The sequence below is a fragment of the Aphanothece sacrum FPU1 genome, assembly GCF_003864295.1.
GTDB classification, from domain to species: Bacteria; Cyanobacteriota; Cyanobacteriia; order Cyanobacteriales; family Microcystaceae; genus Aphanothece_B; species Aphanothece_B sacrum.
Map to the genome: position 1 here is coordinate 803,816 of NZ_BDQK01000001.1, position 18,983 is coordinate 822,798.

Annotated in this window: 21 protein-coding genes; 15 read left to right on the forward strand and 6 right to left on the reverse strand. The window is 34.4% G+C overall.

From position 1 onward, the window contains the following. Positions 1 to 144: 144 nt before the first annotated feature. The 3 genes from larE to AsFPU1_RS03705 form a co-directional block, all read right to left on the reverse strand. On the reverse strand, positions 145 to 975 hold the full coding sequence (gene larE, locus AsFPU1_RS03695) for an ATP-dependent sacrificial sulfur transferase LarE (RefSeq protein WP_124977915.1): 831 nt from the start codon (positions 973 to 975) through the stop codon (positions 145 to 147). A 76-nt stretch (positions 976 to 1,051) separates the two neighbouring features. Then, positions 1,052 to 2,293 (reverse strand): sensor histidine kinase, encoded by a 1,242-nt coding sequence (locus tag AsFPU1_RS03700; RefSeq protein ID WP_227873645.1) that lies wholly within the window; start codon positions 2,291 to 2,293, stop codon positions 1,052 to 1,054. Between the two features lie 280 nt (positions 2,294 to 2,573). Then, positions 2,574 to 3,347, reverse strand: a complete 774-nt coding sequence (locus AsFPU1_RS03705; protein WP_124977917.1) for an ABC transporter permease — start codon at positions 3,345 to 3,347, stop codon at positions 2,574 to 2,576. Positions 3,348 to 3,442: 95 nt separating this feature from the next. Here AsFPU1_RS03705 and AsFPU1_RS03710 point away from each other — a divergent pair, with 95 nt between their 5' ends. Continuing rightward, the gene (locus AsFPU1_RS03710; RefSeq protein ID WP_124977919.1) at positions 3,443 to 4,249 is read left to right on the forward strand and encodes an MOSC domain-containing protein; all 807 of its coding nucleotides are present in this window, start codon (positions 3,443 to 3,445) and stop codon (positions 4,247 to 4,249) included. A gap of 152 nt (positions 4,250 to 4,401) precedes the next feature. Here AsFPU1_RS03710 and AsFPU1_RS03715 read toward each other — a convergent pair whose 3' ends face one another. Further along, positions 4,402 to 4,674 carry a PepSY domain-containing protein gene (locus AsFPU1_RS03715; protein WP_124977921.1) on the reverse strand — a complete coding sequence of 91 codons (273 nt, stop codon included), beginning with the start codon at positions 4,672 to 4,674 and terminating at the stop codon, positions 4,402 to 4,404. Positions 4,675 to 4,812: 138 nt separating this feature from the next. On the opposite strand from AsFPU1_RS03715, the gene leuD reads away from it, so the two are divergent. The 7 genes from leuD (at position 4,813) to AsFPU1_RS03745 (ending at position 10,691) form a co-directional block, all read left to right on the forward strand. Beyond that, positions 4,813 to 5,421, forward strand: a complete 609-nt coding sequence (gene leuD, locus AsFPU1_RS03720; RefSeq protein ID WP_124977923.1) for a 3-isopropylmalate dehydratase small subunit — start codon at positions 4,813 to 4,815, stop codon at positions 5,419 to 5,421. 106 nt (positions 5,422 to 5,527) lie between these two features. After that, a complete protein-coding gene (locus AsFPU1_RS03725; protein ID WP_227873646.1) occupies positions 5,528 to 6,523 on the forward strand; it encodes a pentapeptide repeat-containing protein in 996 nt (331 codons plus the stop codon). 29 nt (positions 6,524 to 6,552) lie between these two features. Beyond that, a complete protein-coding gene (locus AsFPU1_RS03730; protein ID WP_124977925.1) occupies positions 6,553 to 7,557 on the forward strand; it encodes an Npun_R2821/Npun_R2822 family protein in 1,005 nt (334 codons plus the stop codon). Between the two features lie 197 nt (positions 7,558 to 7,754). Next, positions 7,755 to 8,675: an Npun_R2821/Npun_R2822 family protein gene (locus AsFPU1_RS03735; RefSeq protein WP_124977927.1), complete on the forward strand. Its 921-nt coding sequence runs from the start codon at positions 7,755 to 7,757 to the stop codon at positions 8,673 to 8,675. A gap of 5 nt (positions 8,676 to 8,680) precedes the next feature. Further along, positions 8,681 to 9,526: an alpha/beta fold hydrolase gene (locus AsFPU1_RS03740; protein ID WP_124977929.1), complete on the forward strand. Its 846-nt coding sequence runs from the start codon at positions 8,681 to 8,683 to the stop codon at positions 9,524 to 9,526. A gap of 211 nt (positions 9,527 to 9,737) precedes the next feature. Next, positions 9,738 to 9,911, forward strand: coding sequence for a hypothetical protein (locus tag AsFPU1_RS22430; protein WP_172957579.1), 174 nt, complete (start codon positions 9,738 to 9,740; stop codon positions 9,909 to 9,911). A 12-nt stretch (positions 9,912 to 9,923) separates the two neighbouring features. Continuing rightward, positions 9,924 to 10,691: a glucosamine-6-phosphate deaminase gene (locus tag AsFPU1_RS03745; RefSeq protein ID WP_124977931.1), complete on the forward strand. Its 768-nt coding sequence runs from the start codon at positions 9,924 to 9,926 to the stop codon at positions 10,689 to 10,691. Between the two features lie 34 nt (positions 10,692 to 10,725). Here AsFPU1_RS03745 and AsFPU1_RS03750 read toward each other — a convergent pair whose 3' ends face one another. Next, positions 10,726 to 10,950: a ferredoxin-thioredoxin reductase variable chain gene (locus AsFPU1_RS03750; RefSeq protein ID WP_124977933.1), complete on the reverse strand. Its 225-nt coding sequence runs from the start codon at positions 10,948 to 10,950 to the stop codon at positions 10,726 to 10,728. A 99-nt stretch (positions 10,951 to 11,049) separates the two neighbouring features. Beyond that, the gene (locus AsFPU1_RS03755) at positions 11,050 to 12,027 is read right to left on the reverse strand and encodes a carbohydrate kinase family protein (RefSeq protein WP_124977935.1); all 978 of its coding nucleotides are present in this window, start codon (positions 12,025 to 12,027) and stop codon (positions 11,050 to 11,052) included. 542 nt (positions 12,028 to 12,569) lie between these two features. Here AsFPU1_RS03755 and AsFPU1_RS03760 point away from each other — a divergent pair. The 7 genes from AsFPU1_RS03760 to AsFPU1_RS03790 all read left to right on the forward strand — a co-directional run bounded on the left by AsFPU1_RS03760 (position 12,570) and on the right by AsFPU1_RS03790 (position 18,742). Continuing rightward, entirely contained in the window at positions 12,570 to 13,697 is a 1,128-nt protein-coding gene (locus AsFPU1_RS03760; RefSeq protein ID WP_124977937.1) for a type I restriction endonuclease, read from the forward strand. A 137-nt stretch (positions 13,698 to 13,834) separates the two neighbouring features. Continuing rightward, entirely contained in the window at positions 13,835 to 14,044 is a 210-nt protein-coding gene (locus AsFPU1_RS03765; protein WP_124977939.1) for a DUF2281 domain-containing protein, read from the forward strand. Next, entirely contained in the window at positions 14,041 to 14,295 is a 255-nt protein-coding gene (locus tag AsFPU1_RS03770) for a type II toxin-antitoxin system RelE family toxin (protein ID WP_124977941.1), read from the forward strand. Before AsFPU1_RS03765 ends, AsFPU1_RS03770 begins: the two co-directional genes overlap by 4 nt. Before the next feature lie 180 nt (positions 14,296 to 14,475). Further along, on the forward strand, positions 14,476 to 15,468 hold the full coding sequence (locus AsFPU1_RS03775; RefSeq protein WP_124977943.1) for an ABC transporter ATP-binding protein: 993 nt from the start codon (positions 14,476 to 14,478) through the stop codon (positions 15,466 to 15,468). 15 nt (positions 15,469 to 15,483) lie between these two features. Then, positions 15,484 to 16,269, forward strand: coding sequence for an ABC transporter permease (locus tag AsFPU1_RS03780; RefSeq protein ID WP_124977945.1), 786 nt, complete (start codon positions 15,484 to 15,486; stop codon positions 16,267 to 16,269). A 19-nt stretch (positions 16,270 to 16,288) separates the two neighbouring features. Beyond that, positions 16,289 to 18,058, forward strand: a complete 1,770-nt coding sequence (locus tag AsFPU1_RS03785; protein ID WP_172957580.1) for a GldG family protein — start codon at positions 16,289 to 16,291, stop codon at positions 18,056 to 18,058. Positions 18,059 to 18,154: 96 nt separating this feature from the next. Beyond that, entirely contained in the window at positions 18,155 to 18,742 is a 588-nt protein-coding gene (locus AsFPU1_RS03790; RefSeq protein ID WP_124977950.1) for a DUF4340 domain-containing protein, read from the forward strand. The last annotated feature ends 241 nt before the right edge of the window (positions 18,743 to 18,983 follow it).

The window sequence follows — 18,983 nt, forward strand, 5'->3', positions numbered from 1 at the left end:
GTTGATTAATTTATCGTCGTAGAGTTTTGCTAATTCTTGGCGAAATTCTGTGATGATTTTGTGTAATTTTTGGGTTGTTGCTCATTACATCATTAATCTCATTAAATTTTGCTATTTCTATATTAATTGACCTTGAATTAATCGTTATCTCAAGTTTAACTCCCTTCCCAGTTCTGGGATAACTTGATTTAATTTACCACTACGATAGCCTTCTAAGTCGAGGGTGACATACATAAAACCATAGCCTTGAAATTGGGCGACTAATAGGGATAAATCGATATTAACCACAAATTCCTTAATAATTTCGGGGGGTAACTCAATTTTGGCCGTATCTTCTTGAGAACGTACCCTGAGATTTTGATATCCTAATTGACGTAAGTAGATCTCGGCCCGTCCAACTCGTTGTAGTTTGGCCACCGTAATTTCTTCTCCATAGGGAAAACGGGAACTTAAACAAGGTTGGGCCGGTTTATTCCACCAGGGAAGTCCTAATTCTTGGGAGAGTTGACGTACTTCTACTTTACTCATACCCACTTCAGCTAATGGCGATCGCGCCCCTCTTTCTTTGGCGGCTTGAATGCCTGGCCGATAGTCTTGTAAGTCATCGGCATTGACCCCATCTACTACATAAGGATAACCTTTTTTTAGGGCTAAGGGTTTGAGGGTGTCGTGGAGTTCACTTTTGCAGAAGTAGCAACGGTTGACAGGGTTTGCTGTATAATTAGGGTTCTCCATTTCCTGGGTGATTACTAATTCATGGGGAATACCAATGGTCTGCGCTTGAATTTTGGCTTCTTCTAAGTCTTCCGGGAGTAAAGAGGGTGACACCGCAGTAATAGCTAAAGCGCGATCGCCTAAAGTATCATAGGCAATTTTAGCCACTAGGGTACTATCTATTCCCCCAGAATAGGCAATTAAGGCCCGTTCCATTTGGCTAAAAAGATTTTGTAATTGGGTTAGTTTAGATTCAAGCATTATTTTAATTTAATTAAATAAATTCATTGTTATTCGAGTAGGGGTCAACGGCCCTTGACCCCTACAAATAAATTGATTATATTGGTAAATGAAGGGTAAAACAAGAACCTTTTCCTTCTTCTGAAGTTAGGGTGATATCTCCTCCGTGAAGTTGAGCTAATTTACGAGACAGAGTTAATCCTAAACCGGTTCCTTTATGTTTACGACTCAGAGAATTCTGAATTTGTTGAAAGGGTTGAAATAATTTATTTTGATCAGCTTCTTTGATACCAATTCCTGTATCGATAACTGAAAAGGTTATTTTTTCAATATGTCGTTGAACCGCCAGAGTTACTGACCCTTTTTCTGTAAATTTAATAGCATTAGATAGTAAATTAAGAAGAATTTGTTTGATACGTCTTTGATCTACCGTGCAGAAATCAATGGTTTCTCCTAGTTCTAAAATTAGGTCTAGATTTTGTTCTTTAGCTTTAGCTTCAACCATAGAAAAAGCCGATAAACATAAATCTTCTACTGCAACAGTTTCAACAAATATTTCTTCTCGATCAGCCTCAATTTTAGAAAGATCTAAGAAATCATTCACCAATGCTAATAAATGTTGACCAGAAACAGCAATTCCATTAGCATACTGTTTTTGTTTCTCATTTAACGGCCCGTAAAGTTCCTCTTTCAACATTTTAGAGAACCCCAAAATTCCGGTTAAGGGAGTCCGTAATTCATGATTCATGTGAGAAAGATAGTCACTCTTATTTTGACAAGCAGATTTTAATTGTTGATTTTCTACCTCAAGTTGATTGACTTTTTCTTGTAACTCTATTTGATATAGAATAAGAGAAATTTGATCAGTAATTATTTCTAATATTTGTATTTCTTCGGGCGTAAAAATTTTACTTGATTCTTTATCAGCTAATATTAAATGTCCAAAAAACTCCCCTTTTCTAAAGACAGGAACAGTAACAATTATTTTGCGATCAAAAGATTCTATTAACTCTTGTTTCTTGGAATAGGGAATTAGATGATTGGATAGACAAAATTGATAAACTTGACGGTCACAAGAACAGTGAGATAAGTTAGTCCAATTTTGACAAGGAAAAATCTGCTTTAATGGATTAACGTTTATTTCCTTAATCGGCCACTTTTGATAAATCTCACTGTTAACTTCTTTTTCCTCTAATAAGATTACCTGATCAACTTGAAAACATTGCCCTAAAATCGATAAAATAGGTACAATTTTTTCCTGTGGATCAAGGAAACTGTTGACGATATGTTTGATTTGAGAGAATAATCCTTGAGGCCAACTGTCTACAACTTGCTTCATTGGTTGCATTTGCTCAAGGATAGTTGAATATTTCTTTACCAAAGTCTGCACGAGTTTTTAGTCCTTATGAATCTCTTGTTGCCACTACTCTTTTAAGTATATAGGTAAATTATCCAAATTATGTTTCACCATACCATAATAATTCTCTATGAGGTAGTAAAAAATAAACATAACCGTCATGATCACAGAATACTCGAAGGTATAAACAGGCAATAGATAAGGTTAGGAGTATTTGTTAAGATTTGTTTATGGTTGTTTTATCCCTTACTTACTTCTTCTTTTAAAATTGCCTACGGGAAAAGATTAAACTAGCAATTGTTAAAAGCAAGACAATATATAAACCTCCATACAAAGCATTGTTTAATAAGTCAATTCCACTGGGTAATAAACCATAAGTTGCTGTATTTTTTAGATTAAACCGTTCTAAATCAGGGACAATGAGATAGATAGTACGAGTTACACTTTCTACAGTGGGATTTTGACTAATGGTTCCTAATTTCAATAAATCACTACTTACATGGCCAATAAAGTAAACACCAAAACTCAAAAGTGTAGCTAAAATTGAACTGGTAAACACTCCAAAAACTATAGCTACGGCGGTTAATAAAGCCAGTTCTATAAACAAATATAATTGAGCAATAATGAGGCTAAGAGGGGAAAATGTGATTTTAGCCCAAGTGAGTAAACCCAGATATATCACGGTCATAATTGAGATCATAACCAATAAAACCCCACTGAGTCCCAAATGTTTGCCAATAATTAATTCTGTCCGACTCAAGGGTTTAGGAATTAATACTAAAACTGTTCGTTTTTCAATTTCTTTATTGATCAATGCTGTGCCGACAAAAATAGCTACAATTGCTCCTAAAAAAGCGGTTGAACCTAATCCCACATCTAGAAATATTTTACTATCAGTACCAACAGAAATTTCAGGAAGTAAGCGCAAAGACAAAGTTAGTACAAGAGCAAAAAACCCAATTACATAAAGAATGCGATCGCGGATCACTTCTCTAAATCCATTGGTAGCAATGACCCAAATTCTGACTAAATTCATAATACCTAAATTATTAGTAGGGGTTGGATTACTGATATTATAATCTTACAAGAAACTGGTAAAATAGAGAAGTTATCTTAAACTTTATTAAGCTCATGTCAAATTTTAATAACAACCCCTATCTTGCTCATATTTTTATCTATCCCATTAAATCTCTAGATGGGATATGGATTCCTCAATCAACTATACTTGATAGTGGAGCCTTGACCTATGATAGACAATGGGCTATTTTTGATGATAATGACAGATTTGTTAACGGAAAACGCAATAATAAAATTTATCAATTAAGAACCTCTTTTAATACTCAAGTGACCCAAGTTTTTCTACAAGTAGAAGGCAGTAAGGAGAAAATTGAGTTTAATTTGCAGACAGAAAGAAAAGAAATAGAGGTTTTTCTTAGCGACTTTTTGGGCTTTTCAGTTCATTTAAAAGAGAATAAAATTACGGGTTTCCCTGATGATACGAATGCCTCTGGTCCAACAATAATTAGTACCGCCACTATTGAAGCAATTGCTAATTGGTTTCCTAATATAGAGTTTGCTGAAATCAGAAGAAGATTAAGAGCAAATTTAGAAATTAATGGAGTTCCTGCATTTTGGGAAGATCAATTATTTGCCAATCAAAATCAATGGGTTAATTTTCGTATTGGTCAGATAAATTTTCAAGGAATTAACCCTTGTCAACGTTGTATTGTGCCTACAAAAAATTCTCAAACAGGAGAAGTTACTAATAATTTTCAAAGCCAGTTTATTACCAAGAGAAAAGACACCTTACCTCCTTGGGTTAACCCTAGTCAATTTAATCACTTTTATCGAGTTAGTGTCAATACAAAAATTGTAGATTCAGCCCTAGACAAAGTTTTAAAAGTAGGTGATAAAATTGAAATTATAGGAGTAGGGTAGGATTTTTGTAGGGGCGGGTTTAGCTAAAACTTTTGTTACTCAACCATTACGACTATATCAAAACCCGCCCCTCTTTTATGATTATCACAAAGAAGTTGAATAAACCGGCCCCTCTTTTATGATGCTCACAAAGAAATTGAATAAACCCGTCCCTATTCATTAAAATTTCTTATTTGTAACCAGATTAAAATTCCCGTTATCCCTAACATAATAACCCCTAATGCATTGATAAAAGGATAAATAATCTCCAAATTTACCACTCCAAATTTACCTCGATGGATATCTAATAACCAGTAAAATTGTTGACTATTTCCTGTTAACTGTGCCACTTGAAATAATGACCCGGTAAGAGCAGTCAATAACAAAGGAAATAACATTAAAGGAGCAACAGTATAATGTAAGTAACGAAGCCGTTGTCTATTCATAATCAACATTAATAAAGATTAAAAAGGATAACTAAGAATTATGATAGACTAACATTACACAGGACTTACCCACAGATCTTAGTTATAGGGGCAATTCATAAATTACCCACACAAAAAACACTTTAGAGGATGAAATTAATGAAGCAAGTTAAAACAATTTCTGGACGTGGAATCCCCTTAGTGGGAGATGATATTGACACCGATCGCATTATTCCGGCCCGTTTTTTACGGTGTGTCACCTTTGACGGTTTAGGAGAACAGGTGTTTGCCGATGATCGAGTTCAACTCAAAGGACAACACCCCTTTGATCTTCCCCAATATCAGGAAGCTCATATTTTGGTCGTTAACAGTAATTTTGGCTGCGGTTCATCACGAGAACACGCACCCCAAGCGATTATGCGTTGGGGTATTCAAGTCATACTCGGAGAAAGTTTTGCAGAAATCTTTTTTGGTAACTGTACTGCTAATGGCATTCCCTGTGTTACCATGCAATCGACAGATCTTAAAACCCTACAAAATTTATTAAAAACAGATCCCCAATCTCAACTTAAGGTAGATTTAGAAGGAATGCAAGTCCATTGTGGAGAGTGGACGGCTCCAATTTTTATGGGAGAAGGATCTCGTCAAACCTTGTTAGAGGGAACCTGGGATACTTGTGGACAGTTGGTAGAAAATATTGCAGAGATTAAAACAATGGCCCCCAAATTACCCTATTTATCTTGGAATTCGGCTGTATCTCTTAGCTAATTCCTTGACTAAATACTCTGGCTTTGATCTAAAACATACACTAAGAGCAATCCCTTAAGATACAGTTGTAATATATTAACAAATATAAAGCAACTGATATTATGATATGTCAAACTCAGGTCTGATGATACCGGACTTTATGAATGCTGAGGAATTGATCTGGGAATATAATCAGGGTAAAAGAGATTTTAGTCGATTAGATCTGCAAAGAACCGATCTCATTCAAGTAAGTCTCACAGACGCTAATTTAAGCCGAAGTTCTTTAGAATGGGCTAATTTAAGTGGTAGTGATTTAAGTCGTACTAATCTAAATCGAGCCGATTTAATCCACGCTCAACTCATTAGTGCTAAATTAGTCGGAGCCGATTTAACGGGGGCTGACCTGAGTTACGCTGATCTCAGTTGGGTTGATTTAGAATCAGCTATCCTTGTTAATGCTGATTTAAGTTATGCCAATCTTAAGCAAACTAATCTTAGTTATGCCGATCTCAGAAGTGCTAACCTTAGAGGAGCTAACCTCAGTGGTGCTATCCTCAGTGATGCTAGACTAGGTCGGGCTGATCTAAGCGAGTCCAATCTGAGTGGGGTAAATCTTACGGGGGCTAATCTGAGTCGGGCTGATTTTACGGGGGCGGATCTGAGCAAAGTTGATCTTAGTAATGCTAACCTTTACAAAGCAGATCTTAGTAATAGTAAACTCCGTAACGCTGACTTACAAGAGGCATTTTTGCAAGGGGCTAATTTTAGTGGTACTAATTTGAAAGGGGCTAATCTTACAGGGGCTGTATTACGACAGATTAATCTAAGTTTAGTTACCTTATCTGAATTTAATCTACGGGCGATTACTTTGGCTAGTGAAATTGACCTGAGTTCTGCTAATCTAAAAGGAGCTAATTTAACTGGAGCAATTTTGCGTCATGCTAATCTTGGTTATGGATTACTTCATCAAATTAATTTAATTGGTGGAAATCTTCGAGGTGCTAATTTAATTGATGCCTCTTTAAGAAGTTGTGATCTTCGCAATGCTAATTTAAGCAATAGTAATATCAATGAAATTAACTTAACAGAAGCTACTATGCCAGATGGTAGTCTTCATCCTTAACTAACAGCTTTAAATTAATAATTATTATCATGATTAATGGAATTTATACCCTGGCTAATGATGTTGTTTACGATCAATTGATTGCTTTACTCAATAGTATCGAAGTTAATGTAGATCCTAATTTTCCTGTATGTGTAATTCCTTATGATGATCGTTTAGAAAAAGTTAAACAAGAAATTAATAAAAGAAGTAATGTACAACTTTTAGACAATCCTAATATTATTGCTCGTTGGGAACAATTTGCACAACAAATTTGGGATGCACACCCGTTTGTAAGGCAAGAATGGGATGCTAGAGGCATTACAGGGGTTAATCGTTTAGGGATGCACCGACGATTTTGTGCCTTTGATTCTGAAAGTCCTTTTGACAATTTTATTTATTTTGATGGGGATGTTTTAGTTCTCAATTCTCTTGATTATATTTTTGATAAATTAAAAGACAAAGATTTTCTAGTTTATGATTTTCAATATAAAGATCCTAGTCATGTTTATAATGTAAATTCTAGTAAATTATTAGAAATATTTTCTCAAGAACGTATCAATCAAGAAATTTTTTGTGCTGGTTTTTATGCTTCTAAAAAAGGCTTATTTCCCTCAGAAAAAAGAGCTTGGCTTGTTGAACAACTTCAAGCAGGAGAAGCAGAAATCTTATATCCTAATGGGCCAGATCAATCTATTTTAAACTATATGGTAATGCGGGGACAAGTAAATGCTTATAATTTTGCTTTAAATTTACCCCACCAACAAAAAACGGGTTGTGCGGTTACATCTGGGCATTTTGACTATCGGGATAATTTACTGTACGATAAAGGTCAACTTTTAACCTATCTTCATTATATTGGAATCCCTAGTTATGCTTTTACTAATTTATGTGCAGGAGAAAATTTAGCATTTCCTTATCGGGAAATATTTTTACACTATCGCTATCTCCATGAACCCGAAAATATACCCAATTTTTCGGGAAAAGCGAAACCTTATAATCCTCCACCTACTTGGGGAGAAAAATTACTAAATAAACTCAAAATAAACCGTTAATAATGACATTATATAGCAATCAGGAATGATTTATGAGATGTTTATAATCCCGGCGTTCCCTCAAAGTTAGATATTTTTTTTACAACTCATAAGTTATTGCTATATAATTGATTTTGTTTACCTTCTGGTAGTTTTGTCTTAAAGGTTATATGATAAAAGAAATTATAATCTGATTTATCATTTGAGGAGATAAATAGATGACTCGTGGAATTTATATTACAGCCAATGATAAAGTGACTGAACAGACTATCGCTTTACTCAATAGTATTAGACTATATGATCAAGAAACACCAATTGTCTTAATTCCCTATGATGATAATTATCATAATATTATCCAACTGTTAACTGAAAGTTATGGGGTTACTCTCTATCCAGATTTAGATTTTATTGAACGTCTATCTAAAAATCTTTATAATATTTTTGGTCAAGATTTTTTTGCTCGTCCTAATCAATTTCGTAAACAAGCTTGTTGGTTTGGTGAATTTGATGAATTTCTTTATATAGACACAGATATTGTTGTCTTTAAAAAGATAATTGAAGATCTTGATTATTTTACTGACTATGATTTTATTTCCTATGATTATCAACATAAGGCAGGAATTAGAAATGTTTTCTCTCCTAAAATCATTGAAGAAAAAGTATTTACGAGTGAAGAACTTCAAGATATATTTAATGGCGGGTTTTGGGCTTCTAAAAAGAACTTGATTTCCGAAGAAACAATTTATCAAATATTTGCTGAATGTGCTGCACATATTGATTATTTTGATTTTACTAATAAAACTTCGGATCAACCCATTATTAATTATCTGATTCTCAAGCAAATTAAACGTCGATTTAATTTAGCTCGTCAATCTGATAAAAATCCTGGTAATTGGGCGGGAAGTCCACATTTTGAAGAAAAAGATCATATTTTAATTGATCCTAAAACCGCAAAAAGTCTTCACTATCTTCATTGGGCTGGCATTAAAATAACTCCTGGCTGTCCTTATTGGGATATTTGGAAATATTATCGTTATCTGGGAGAAAATACTCCTTCTGATGCTGAATTAACACCCAAAAATAAGGGAGGTAAAGTTACCTTTTTTAATCAGATTAAACGAATATTTAAGAGAAAGTAATTATCATGGAAGATGGATTTATTTTCACTAATGGCATTCAACTTCATTACAAAACTCAAGGTCAAGGCAAACTAATGTTAATGTTGCATGGATTTCCTGAATTTTGGTACTCTTGGCGATATCAAATTACTGAATTTGCTCAAGATTATAAGGTAGTCGCGCTTGATTTAAGAGGCTATAATGACAGTGACAAACCTAAAGACTTAGCTGCCTATAAAATTGATGTATTAGTTGAAGATATAGCGGGAGTAATTACAGGTTTAGGCTATGATAATTGTATCCTAGTTAGTCATGATTGGGGAGGTGCGATCGCTTGGAATTTTGCTTATACTTATCCTGAGATGATCGAAAAGTTTATTGTGATGAATCTTCCTCATCCTGCTAAATTTAGTCAAGGTCTAAAAACACGCCAACAATTATTAAAAAGTTGGTATATATTTTGGTTCCAAATTCCTTACTTACCTGAAAGGAGTTTGCAAGCTAATAATTATCAATCAATTGCCAATATATTTCAAAAAACAGCCATCGATAAAACGGCTTTTAGTCAAAAAGATTTAGATGCTTATAAAAAAGCTGCGGCTAAACCTGGGGCCTTAACTGCTATGTTAAATTACTATCGTAATATTTTTAAATGCTTATTAAAATCTCCCAAAGAATGGCAAAAAATTTCTTTACCTATTCTGATGATTTGGGGAGAGAATGATACAGCTTTAGGGAAAGAACTAACCTATGGAACTGAAGAATATTGTATTGATTTTACTCTTAAATATATCCCTAACTGTAGTCATTGGGTACAGCAAGAACAACCTAAATTAGTTAATGAGTATATGAGAGAATTTTTAAACAGATAACCTTAAACCCTAGATAATTGTTAATTCATATAGGACTTACGCGCAAACCCTAAATGTAGTAGGATGCGTTCCCAACGCATCCTACTACATTTAGATCGTTTAAAATCGTTTTATTCGTAAATCCTGTCATATTAATAATTTTGTCTAATTTGTTCTCAAAGTGACTTAATCAGATAAACTAGAAGAATAGTAAGTTTAAGAGGTAGAAACAATGGGACGAAAAGCGAAACTAAAACAACGGAAAAAATCTCAAATAAATTTATCTAAACCTGAGTTAATAGATTCTGATCAATTTGTTCAACATCTAGAAAGACAAGGTTATTCTTTGAAAAAGCCTAACCTTGCTCCTGAAGTCCCACAAAAGCGTATTGAACCTCAAATTTAACTCCTCAAATCAATGATATCTCAGGAACAATTGACCATTGACACTCTATCGGTTAATATTTATAATAGCGAAGAAGAATTAGCAGTAGGAGCCGCCCAAATTGGACAAAAATACCTAGAAGATTTGTTAAAAAGAAAGGGTGAAGCAGCTATCTTGTTAGCGACAGGTAACTCTCAGCTTAAATTTCTCGATATTTTAATCAAGTCCCAAAAAATCGATTGGAGTCGTATTACCTTATTTCATTTAGATGAATACTTAGGAATTAAGGGAGAAAACCCAGCAAGTTTTCATTTTTATCTCCATGAAAGAGTAGGAAAAAGAATTCAACCAAAAGCGTTTCATTACCTTCAAGGAGATGCTTTAGAACCCATCGCCGAATGTGATCGCTACAGTAAACTGTTACAAGCACAACCCCTCGATTTATGTTGTTTGGGAGTGGGAACCAATGGTCATTTAGCTTTCAACGAACCTCAAGTTGCTAACTTGAATGATTCCCGATTGGTTAAATTAGTTCATTTAGATGGACAAACCCGGTGGATACAAGTCAATCAGGGACACTTTTCTCATTTTGACCAAGTGCCTCAATATGCTTTTACACTGACTCTCCCAGCCATACTTTCTGCTAAGAAAATTCTCTGTCTGGCACCAGGAAAAGCAAAGGCACAGATCATTCAAGAAATACTTACAAGATCAATTTGTCAGACTCGTCCTGGGTCTATTTTACGGCAGCATAAAAATGCTACTTTATGTTTGGACAGAGAATCAGCAAGTTTGCTCTAATACGCCCATTATAACAATTTTCCCAGGAAGATAACTACTCAATGACCTCTAGTTCATTATCTCGAAAATGAGCTTTAAATCGCTTTTCAAACTGAACTAAAATAGGAAAATTCGCACTTACGGGTCTTCCTTGCCAATTCGTCACTAATTCAATGAGTTCTCCCTCCATTCCCTTGATATCAAAAGGTTCTTTCTTGTGATTGGGGTGGTGGTACACAATAACAGATACATTAACACGGACGCGATCGCCAACTTTCATATTTAATAACTCTCTAGGTTAATTCTCCGACAAGCTTAATTAAGGGGAAGATAAGCAACCTTACCATTTTTACATAGAGTGTCGTTGATCAGCGACAGATTAGAGATTTAATCCCCTGATCAAGTCCGTGACTTCTTTGTCACAGGGTTGAGCAGCGATCGCTCCTGGTTTGGTGGTAGTAAGTGCGCCTACTGCACTAGCATAGGTTAAGACTTCTTTAACCATTATCTCATCTTCTAAAACGCGATCGCCCATTAAACAACATTGATGGAGAAATCCGGCCACAAAACTATCTCCTGCTCCGGTTGTATCTACAACGTTAACCGGAAAGGCTGGGATTTGTCCTTGATTTTCCCCTAGATAATAAGTACCGCCTTTTTCTCCTGCGGTGACTAATATTCCTGTAACATTGGGAAATTTTTGGGCGATTTCTTTGGCATTTTCTGTCTTAAATAATTCTTGTGCTTCTTCTAGGGAACATTTGATAAAATCAACTTGGTGCAATACCTCTATTATTAGGGGTTCTGCTATCTCTAAATTGTCCCAGAAGACGGGTCGCCAGTTAATATCGACAAAAACTTTAACTTGATGCTTTTTGGCCAGTTCTATAGCTTGATAAATAGCTTTTTTACTTTTAGGATAAGCAAGTTCTAGGGTTCCTATGACTAAATATTTAGCATTAATAAAAAGAGACTCTGGTAGGTTTTGAGCTAATAATTTAGTATCAGCGAATTGAGCAGTATCAATATTACCGAAACCAGCAAAATGACGTTCACCAGTGAGGGAACGAGTTACATAAATTTGTCGAGTCGGTGCTGTAGGATGACGTTGAACTCCTGTTATAGTGACCCCAATTTCTTCTAAAAGAGAAACTAATTGATCTCCATAGTTATCGGAACCAATACATCCTATAAATGCGGCTGGAGTTCCTAGTTTAATTAAAGCACAAGCCACGTTAGCAGGTGCGCCCCCTGGATAAGCTGTCCATGAGGTAACATCAATTAATTCTTTGCCTAATTGATCTGCTAGACAGTCAAAGAGAATTTCACCTAAACAGATTATTTCAGGATTAGTCATTTTTTCAGATGATTTCCTTTAATACAATAATAACGGAACCAGAGGTAGGGGTCAACGGCCGTTGACCCCTACCTTAAAAGATAATTTAAAGTTATTGATTTAAACATTTTATTTGAAAATTTCAATAGCTTAACATTTGTTAAACTTGACAAGACTTGAGAATTATTAGCAATAAGTAACGAGTTTGCGCCATTTATGGTATGATAAAAATTATTAAACATCTACAGCACGTTTGTCTTGCCCTAAAAATAGTCTTATAAGTATCATTCTTTCGTTGTCTTCATCTAAGTCTGATCTGTTTTAGAGCTATTTTCTGGTTATTTCCCTCTTTATTTTGAGCAAATGTATTAAAATGCCACTAAGTATCATTGCTTATGGATTGACAAAATAGCCAAGATATGTAGTAAAGAAAATCAAGAATTGTCTAACTTCAAAATTTAACATCAAAATAATTAAGATAATTTTCGATCAATGTGTTAGAAATGGTTCTTTTTTGGGATTATTAGAGATAAGCCCATTGTAAGACTCAGTAGGACACAATTATGGATTTAGTTGACAGATTAAAAGGGATCGCGCAGCAGGTTGATAAGCTACAGTCCCAAATTCAAAATGAGCAAGCCACGAAGACAGCTTTTATTATGCCTTTTATCCAAGCATGGGGGTATGATGTCTTTAATCCCATAGAAGTTCATCCTGAATATACAGCAGATTTACCAGGATTAAAAGGGGAAAAAGTTGACTATGCTATTTGTTTAAACGATAAACCCATCATCTTAATTGAGTGTAAATGGTGTGGGGATAATCTTGAGAACCCTAAACATAATTCCCAACTTCATCGATATTTTCATTCAACAGAAGCGAAGTTTGGTGTCTTAACGAATGGTATTATCTATCGGTTTTATACTGATACAGATAAAGACAATATAATGGATGATAAACCGTTCTTTGAATTTAATGTTTTAAATTTTGATGAATCTTCACTCAATGAACTCAAGCGGTTTTCTAAGTCTAACTTTAATCTTGATGATCTTGAAAATGTTGCTAGAAACCTTTTATATACCAAAGAAATTAAACGGGTAATTTCTGAGCAATTATCTAATCCTTGCACTGATTTTGTTAAATTTTTTGTTACTCATGTTTACTCTGGAAGAATGACATCTGGCGTGATCGAGAAGTTCACAGAAATTACTCAGCGTTCTCTTAAAGAATATATTAATGAACGGATTAAAGAACGTTTGGAATCTGCCATTAACAATGATAGTTCTTCTAGCTTTATGCAAGACTTATCCTCCCGTGATAATTTAGAAGAAATAATATCTGATTCTGAAGATAACGGAATTGTGACAACAGCAGAAGAATTAGAAGGATTTTATATGATTAAGTCAATACTGAGAGAAGTCGTTGACACCTCTCGAATTCAGTATAAAGACACGAAAGCTTATTTTGGGATTAACTTGGATGGAAAAGTAAAACAAACAGTTTGTCGTCTGCGGTTTAATGAAAGAACTGGCCATAAAACTATTTCTATTCTTGATAATACTGATTTCAAGAAAGAAGCAACAACAACTATCGAAAATTTAGATCAGATTTATGGTGTTGCTGAATTTATCAAAGCAAGAGTTAAGTATCTCACAAAAGATAGCTATGCAAATCAACCAGAAAAAGTATAAGTTTTATAGCTTAAGCTCTATTTTATCCCAAAGCTAGGTTAAATAGAGTTATTATGTAGGGGTCAACGGCCGTTGACCCCTACTTTTGCATTCAATAAACATTACCAGAATATAATCAATCATTAACAATAACTACTATGACAATTAAAAAGCAACTCATCCAAGAAATTGAAGATATTCCTGATTCTCTTTTAGCGCAATTACTTGACTATTTACTCTTTCTTAAAAAACGACATATTGAAGAAGACATTACCGAAGAAGAACGCGCTAACATCATTGCCTCTGAGTTTGCTTATCAATCAGGAGATTATTTAACCCTTGAAGAATATGAGGCTAGTCAAAATTGAGCTATCATATTATTATTCCTAAACCTGTTCAAAAGCAACTAGACGACTTACCTAAAAAACAACGTCAACGCATAATTGCGGATATTCAACTTCTTGCGGATATCCCTCGTCCTAATGGAGTCAGGAAACTTAAAGGATACGATAATACTTATCGTATCCGAATCGGCGACTATCGCGTTATTTACAAAATTCAGGATAAAGAAGTGTTGATTCTGATATTAAGTTGTACTCATCGTAAAGATGCTTACTAAACACAAAAAATAACATATTGGTGTGTTATTTTTAAATTCTATAATGCTTCTTTAGTCGAAAGTTGTATTAACTTGAATTTAAAGCAATATCCACCTAATACGATGTCATTCAAAAAAAGATCTAAAAACTTGTAAGAATTGAGGCATAATTGATCCTCAGAGCCTATCAATTCATGAATTATGATTGAAGTCGAACACCTCAGCAAAATTTACGGTGCAACTGCCGCCATTCAAGATGTAGATTTTTCCGTTGAAAGTGGAGAAATTCTCGGATTTTTGGGGCCAAATGGTGCAGGAAAAACCACCACCATGCGAATTTTAAGCGGGTATATTCCTGCCACCACCGGAACCGCTAAAATAGCAGGATATGATGTCCATGAACAGTCAATGGAAGTGCGACGACGCATAGGTTATCTTCCTGAAACTCCCCCTTTGTATCCTGATATGACGGTAGAAGGATTTTTATTGTTTGTGGCACGCATAAAAGGGGTAGTAGCAGGCGATCGCGTTTCTAGGGTAAACTGGGCAATTGAACGTTGTCAATTAGGAGAAAAGCGTAAAGTTTTAATTCGGAAACTTTCTAAAGGTTATAAACAAAGGGTAGGCATTGCTCAAGCGATTGTACATGATCCTCCGGCGATTATTTTAGATGAACCTACCGTCGGATTAGATCCGAAACAAATCATAGAAGTTCGCAATCTAATTAAGAGTTTAGCGGGGGAACATACGATTATTTTGTCTACTCATATTTTGCCAGAAGTGAGTATGACTTGTGATCGCGTTGCCATTATTAATAGGGGTAAAGTTGTTGCTACAGATACCCCAAATAATTTAATGTCTCATCTGACACAAAGAGGAGGATATGAACTAGAACTTGAAGGAGATATGACGAAAATAGAATCATTATTGAACAATATTCCGGGAGTTTTTAAGATTCAGATTAATCCTGAAATAACAGATAATGAGTCTGATCGTTATTTAGTTCATGTGATGACTGAATCAGACATAGAAATAGGACGAGATATTGCTAATTTAATTGTCAATGAAGGATTAGGATTATATGAAATGCGTCGCAGTCGTGCTACTTTAGAAGATGTGTTTTTAGATCTAATTACGGAAGAATCAGGAATTGAAACTAAAAATGAAGAAACATCACCCATTACTGAAGATTAAAACAAAATAATTACTATGATTTTCACCAATTTAAGTGCTATTTTCCGCAAAGAATTTCAAAGTTATTTTACTTCTTCATTTGCTTATATTATCGCTGCCGTATTTTGGCTAATTTCTGGGTTATTTTTTGGACTAATTTTAGAGAATATCATCACTAGCGTGGCCTTTGCTGAAAAGAGTGGACAATTACCAACCTCAGTTGATGTTGCTAGTGAATTCTTACAAAGTTTTTTAGGGATCATTATTTCCCTATTATTAGTGTTATTACCGGCCTTATCTATGGGATTATATTCTGAAGAACGTAAACGAGGAACCTTAGAATTATTAGCGACTTCTCCAGTGACTAACTGGGTGGTTGCGGTGGGTAAATTATTAGGGGTTGTTTGCTTTTTTATTGTCTTAATGATCCCACTTTGGATTTATGAAACAATTGTTTTTAGTAGTGCTAATCCTCCCGTTAATCTTAATGTAATATTAATTGCTCATGGGGGATTATTTTTAGTGGCAACTGCCATACTTTCTTTAGGGATGTTTATTTCTTCCTTAACAGATAGTTCAATTTTGGCGTATATTCTGACCTTTGTTCTGGTTTTATTCTTGTGGATAACTGATGCGATCGCTGGTAATCTTAAAGAACCACTGAGTAGTATCTTATCTCATCTTTCCTTATTTGATCGTTACAATGACTTAGTGAATGGAGTTGTAGATACCAGCAGTTTAGTATTATTTGCAAGTTATATTTTTCTAGGGATTTTTCTAACTGCACAATCTATTGAAACTTTTAGATTTCAGAGATCTTAATTCTTAAACATAAATGAAGATGAATAAATTTTCTAATTATCTTAAACTGTTAAAATATTTCTATATTCCTGGTTTAATACTAGGAGTTTCGGGTTTAGTGGCTAATATAACCACTAAAACTTGGTCTCCTCTTTATTTAGGGTTAGTGATCGGTGGTGGCATTCTATTAGTCATTTGGTTAGGGTATATTTTACTAAATTCTCAAGGGTTTTGGCAAAAAAGATCGACCCAAGCAGGAACCAATACTCTGGTCACAACTATTTCCTTATTGGTTATTTTAGGACTGATTAATTTTTTAGCTATTCGATATGCTAAGCGAATTGATTTTAGTGAAAATCAACTATTTACCTTGTCACCCCAAAGTCAAGAAGTGGTGCAAAATCTCAAAGAACCCGTAAAAATTTGGATTTTTGATAAAGAAACCAATCCCAAGGACAAAGATTTATTAGAAAACTATCGTAGGTACAATAATAAGTTTGAATTTGAAGTAATTGATCCAGATCAAAAAATTGCCTTAACAAAAGAGTTTAATGTCAAATCATTAGGAGATGTTTATTTGCAATATGGAGACAAAAAACAAATAGTTCAAACCTTAATTGCTTTTAATAATAGGGAACCTTTATCAGAAATTAAATTAACTAATGCTATTGAAAAGATACAAAAAAATTATACCCCAATTATCTATGTTCTTCAAGGTCATGGAGAAACGACCCTAGAAGAAGCAGAAAAAGATAGTATGTCTCTTGCTATTAGTAGTCTTAAAGATAAAGGATATGAAGTTCAACCCCTTAATTTAGTGGAACGTTCAGAAATTCCTCAAGATGCAGATGTTATCATTATTGCTGGGCCAAAACGTAAATTATTTGAGCAAGAAGTTCAAGCATTAAAGACTTATTCCGATCAAGGTGGTAACTTATTATTATTACTTGATCCGAATACAGATCCAGGATTAGAACCTCTTTTAAAAGAATGGGGTATTCAATTAGATAATAGAATTATTATTGATGGATCTGGATCGGGAAATTTAGTCGGTTTAGGCCCCACTACTCCGATTATTACTACTTATGGTGATCATCCTATTACCAAAGAATTTGGTCAAGGAATTTCTTTTTATCCGGTGTCTCGTCCTATTGATACTGTTGAGGTAAAAGATGTCACAGCAACCGCTTTATTAGTCACTAATGAACAAATGTGGGCCGAAAGTGATTTAACCTCTGAAGATGTATCATTTGACCCTAAAACGGATATTGCTGGCCCCTTTGATCTAGGGGTAGCATTAACGAAAAAGATTGATCCTGAAGATAATAAAACTGCTTCACCTAATAAAGAGTCTACGTCTACAACTTCACCTGAAACAAAAGCAAGTCCTACACCTAATAAAGTAGAGGAAAAATCTTCAACTACTTCACCTAATAAGGAGTCTACGTCTACAGAGTCATCTGAGACAAAATCAAGTCCTAATGCTAGTCCAAACGATGATAAAAAGCTTGAGTCATCAGAGAAAACAGATGTCAAAAAAACAGAATCTCGTCTGGTAATTATAGGAAATTCTAGTTTTGCTAATAACAATTTATTTGGTCAACAACTCAACGGAGATATATTTTTGAATTCTGTGCAATGGTTAGGAAATAAAGATGAACAACTCTTATCTATTCGTCCGAAAGAAGCTAAAAATCGTCGCATTAACTTAACAAGTTTTCAAGCAAATCTACTCGCTTTACTCGCTTTAGTTATTGTTCCTTTATCTGCTTTAGTCGCAGCAGGAATTACTTGGTGGCGTAAAAGATAAGTAAATAGGGGCGGGTTTTTAACCAAAATCAATGGTTTTAACATATTTGTTAAATAAACCAGCCCGTACATAAATAATAAGTAAATCTAGAAAAATATGAAATTACAGAAGACAACGTTAGGATTATTTATCACTGCCATTTTATTTGGAGGGGGTGTTTATATTCATGAAATACAAAATGAGTCTAAGCAAGAAGAAACCCAGTCTCAAGAAAAAAAGGTGTTTGACTTTGAAGAAAAAGACATTAAAATTTTGACCATTGAAACTCAAGGAAAGACCCTAAAATTTGAAAAGACTCAAAATTCTCAAAAACCTTGGCAAATGAAAGAACCAGAAGATAAAGTAGGGAATGATGCGATAATTTCTTTCTTAACTAATTTATTAGCAAGTGAAAAAATCAAGCGTAGTTTTAAAGTGCCAACAAATCAAAAAAAAGATTATGGTTTAGAGAAACCATTAGGGATAATAAAGGTTGAATTAAATGATAAAACTCAACATCAATTAATATTAGGAAGTCCCGATTTTCAAGGAGAACTAATTTATGCCCAAGTTGATCCAGAAACTCAGTCACAAGAACAAATAACTATTAGTTTAGTCCCGAAAAATTTTCAATATGCTTTAGAGAGAAAACCCGAAGAATGGTTACAATTAGAACCTAAACCAGAACCATCTAACTCTAAGTAAGATTTATGTAAAAAACGGTTCTACAGGACAAGTTATGCTAAATTATTACAAATAATAGGCTTAAACCCTTAAGGGTTAAGCTATACAAACAAAGGTTGCCTACGCAACCTATAATTTAGTCCGCGAAGGCGGACGCTCGTTTTTATAGAATAAGGCTTTAGCCTTTTATTAATTATTAGTTTAGCATAGTAAGTCCTGTAGAACCGAATCATTGATTTATGTAAAAAACCCGCCCCTACAT

Excerpts from the sequence above, each read along its gene's own strand:
- larE (WP_124977915.1), bottom strand. The coding sequence starts at position 975 with ATGCTTGAATCTAAACTAACCCAATTACAAAATCTTTTTAGCCAAATG.
- AsFPU1_RS03700 (WP_227873645.1), bottom strand. The coding sequence starts at position 2,293 with ATGAAGCAAGTTGTAGACAGTTGGCCTCAAGGATTATTCTCTCAAATC.
- AsFPU1_RS03705 (WP_124977917.1), bottom strand. The coding sequence starts at position 3,347 with ATGAATTTAGTCAGAATTTGGGTCATTGCTACCAATGGATTTAGAGAA.
- AsFPU1_RS03710 (WP_124977919.1), top strand. The coding sequence starts at position 3,443 with ATGTCAAATTTTAATAACAACCCCTATCTTGCTCATATTTTTATCTAT.
- AsFPU1_RS03715 (WP_124977921.1), bottom strand. The coding sequence starts at position 4,674 with ATGAATAGACAACGGCTTCGTTACTTACATTATACTGTTGCTCCTTTA.
- leuD (WP_124977923.1), top strand. The coding sequence starts at position 4,813 with ATGAAGCAAGTTAAAACAATTTCTGGACGTGGAATCCCCTTAGTGGGA.
- AsFPU1_RS03725 (WP_227873646.1), top strand. The coding sequence starts at position 5,528 with ATGTCAAACTCAGGTCTGATGATACCGGACTTTATGAATGCTGAGGAA.
- AsFPU1_RS03730 (WP_124977925.1), top strand. The coding sequence starts at position 6,553 with ATGATTAATGGAATTTATACCCTGGCTAATGATGTTGTTTACGATCAA.
- AsFPU1_RS03735 (WP_124977927.1), top strand. The coding sequence starts at position 7,755 with ATGACTCGTGGAATTTATATTACAGCCAATGATAAAGTGACTGAACAG.
- AsFPU1_RS03740 (WP_124977929.1), top strand. The coding sequence starts at position 8,681 with ATGGAAGATGGATTTATTTTCACTAATGGCATTCAACTTCATTACAAA.
- AsFPU1_RS22430 (WP_172957579.1), top strand. The coding sequence starts at position 9,738 with ATGGGACGAAAAGCGAAACTAAAACAACGGAAAAAATCTCAAATAAAT.
- AsFPU1_RS03745 (WP_124977931.1), top strand. The coding sequence starts at position 9,924 with ATGATATCTCAGGAACAATTGACCATTGACACTCTATCGGTTAATATT.
- AsFPU1_RS03750 (WP_124977933.1), bottom strand. The coding sequence starts at position 10,950 with ATGAAAGTTGGCGATCGCGTCCGTGTTAATGTATCTGTTATTGTGTAC.
- AsFPU1_RS03755 (WP_124977935.1), bottom strand. The coding sequence starts at position 12,027 with ATGACTAATCCTGAAATAATCTGTTTAGGTGAAATTCTCTTTGACTGT.
- AsFPU1_RS03760 (WP_124977937.1), top strand. The coding sequence starts at position 12,570 with ATGGATTTAGTTGACAGATTAAAAGGGATCGCGCAGCAGGTTGATAAG.
- AsFPU1_RS03765 (WP_124977939.1), top strand. The coding sequence starts at position 13,835 with ATGACAATTAAAAAGCAACTCATCCAAGAAATTGAAGATATTCCTGAT.
- AsFPU1_RS03775 (WP_124977943.1), top strand. The coding sequence starts at position 14,476 with ATGATTGAAGTCGAACACCTCAGCAAAATTTACGGTGCAACTGCCGCC.
- AsFPU1_RS03780 (WP_124977945.1), top strand. The coding sequence starts at position 15,484 with ATGATTTTCACCAATTTAAGTGCTATTTTCCGCAAAGAATTTCAAAGT.
- AsFPU1_RS03785 (WP_172957580.1), top strand. The coding sequence starts at position 16,289 with ATGAATAAATTTTCTAATTATCTTAAACTGTTAAAATATTTCTATATT.
- AsFPU1_RS03790 (WP_124977950.1), top strand. The coding sequence starts at position 18,155 with ATGAAATTACAGAAGACAACGTTAGGATTATTTATCACTGCCATTTTA.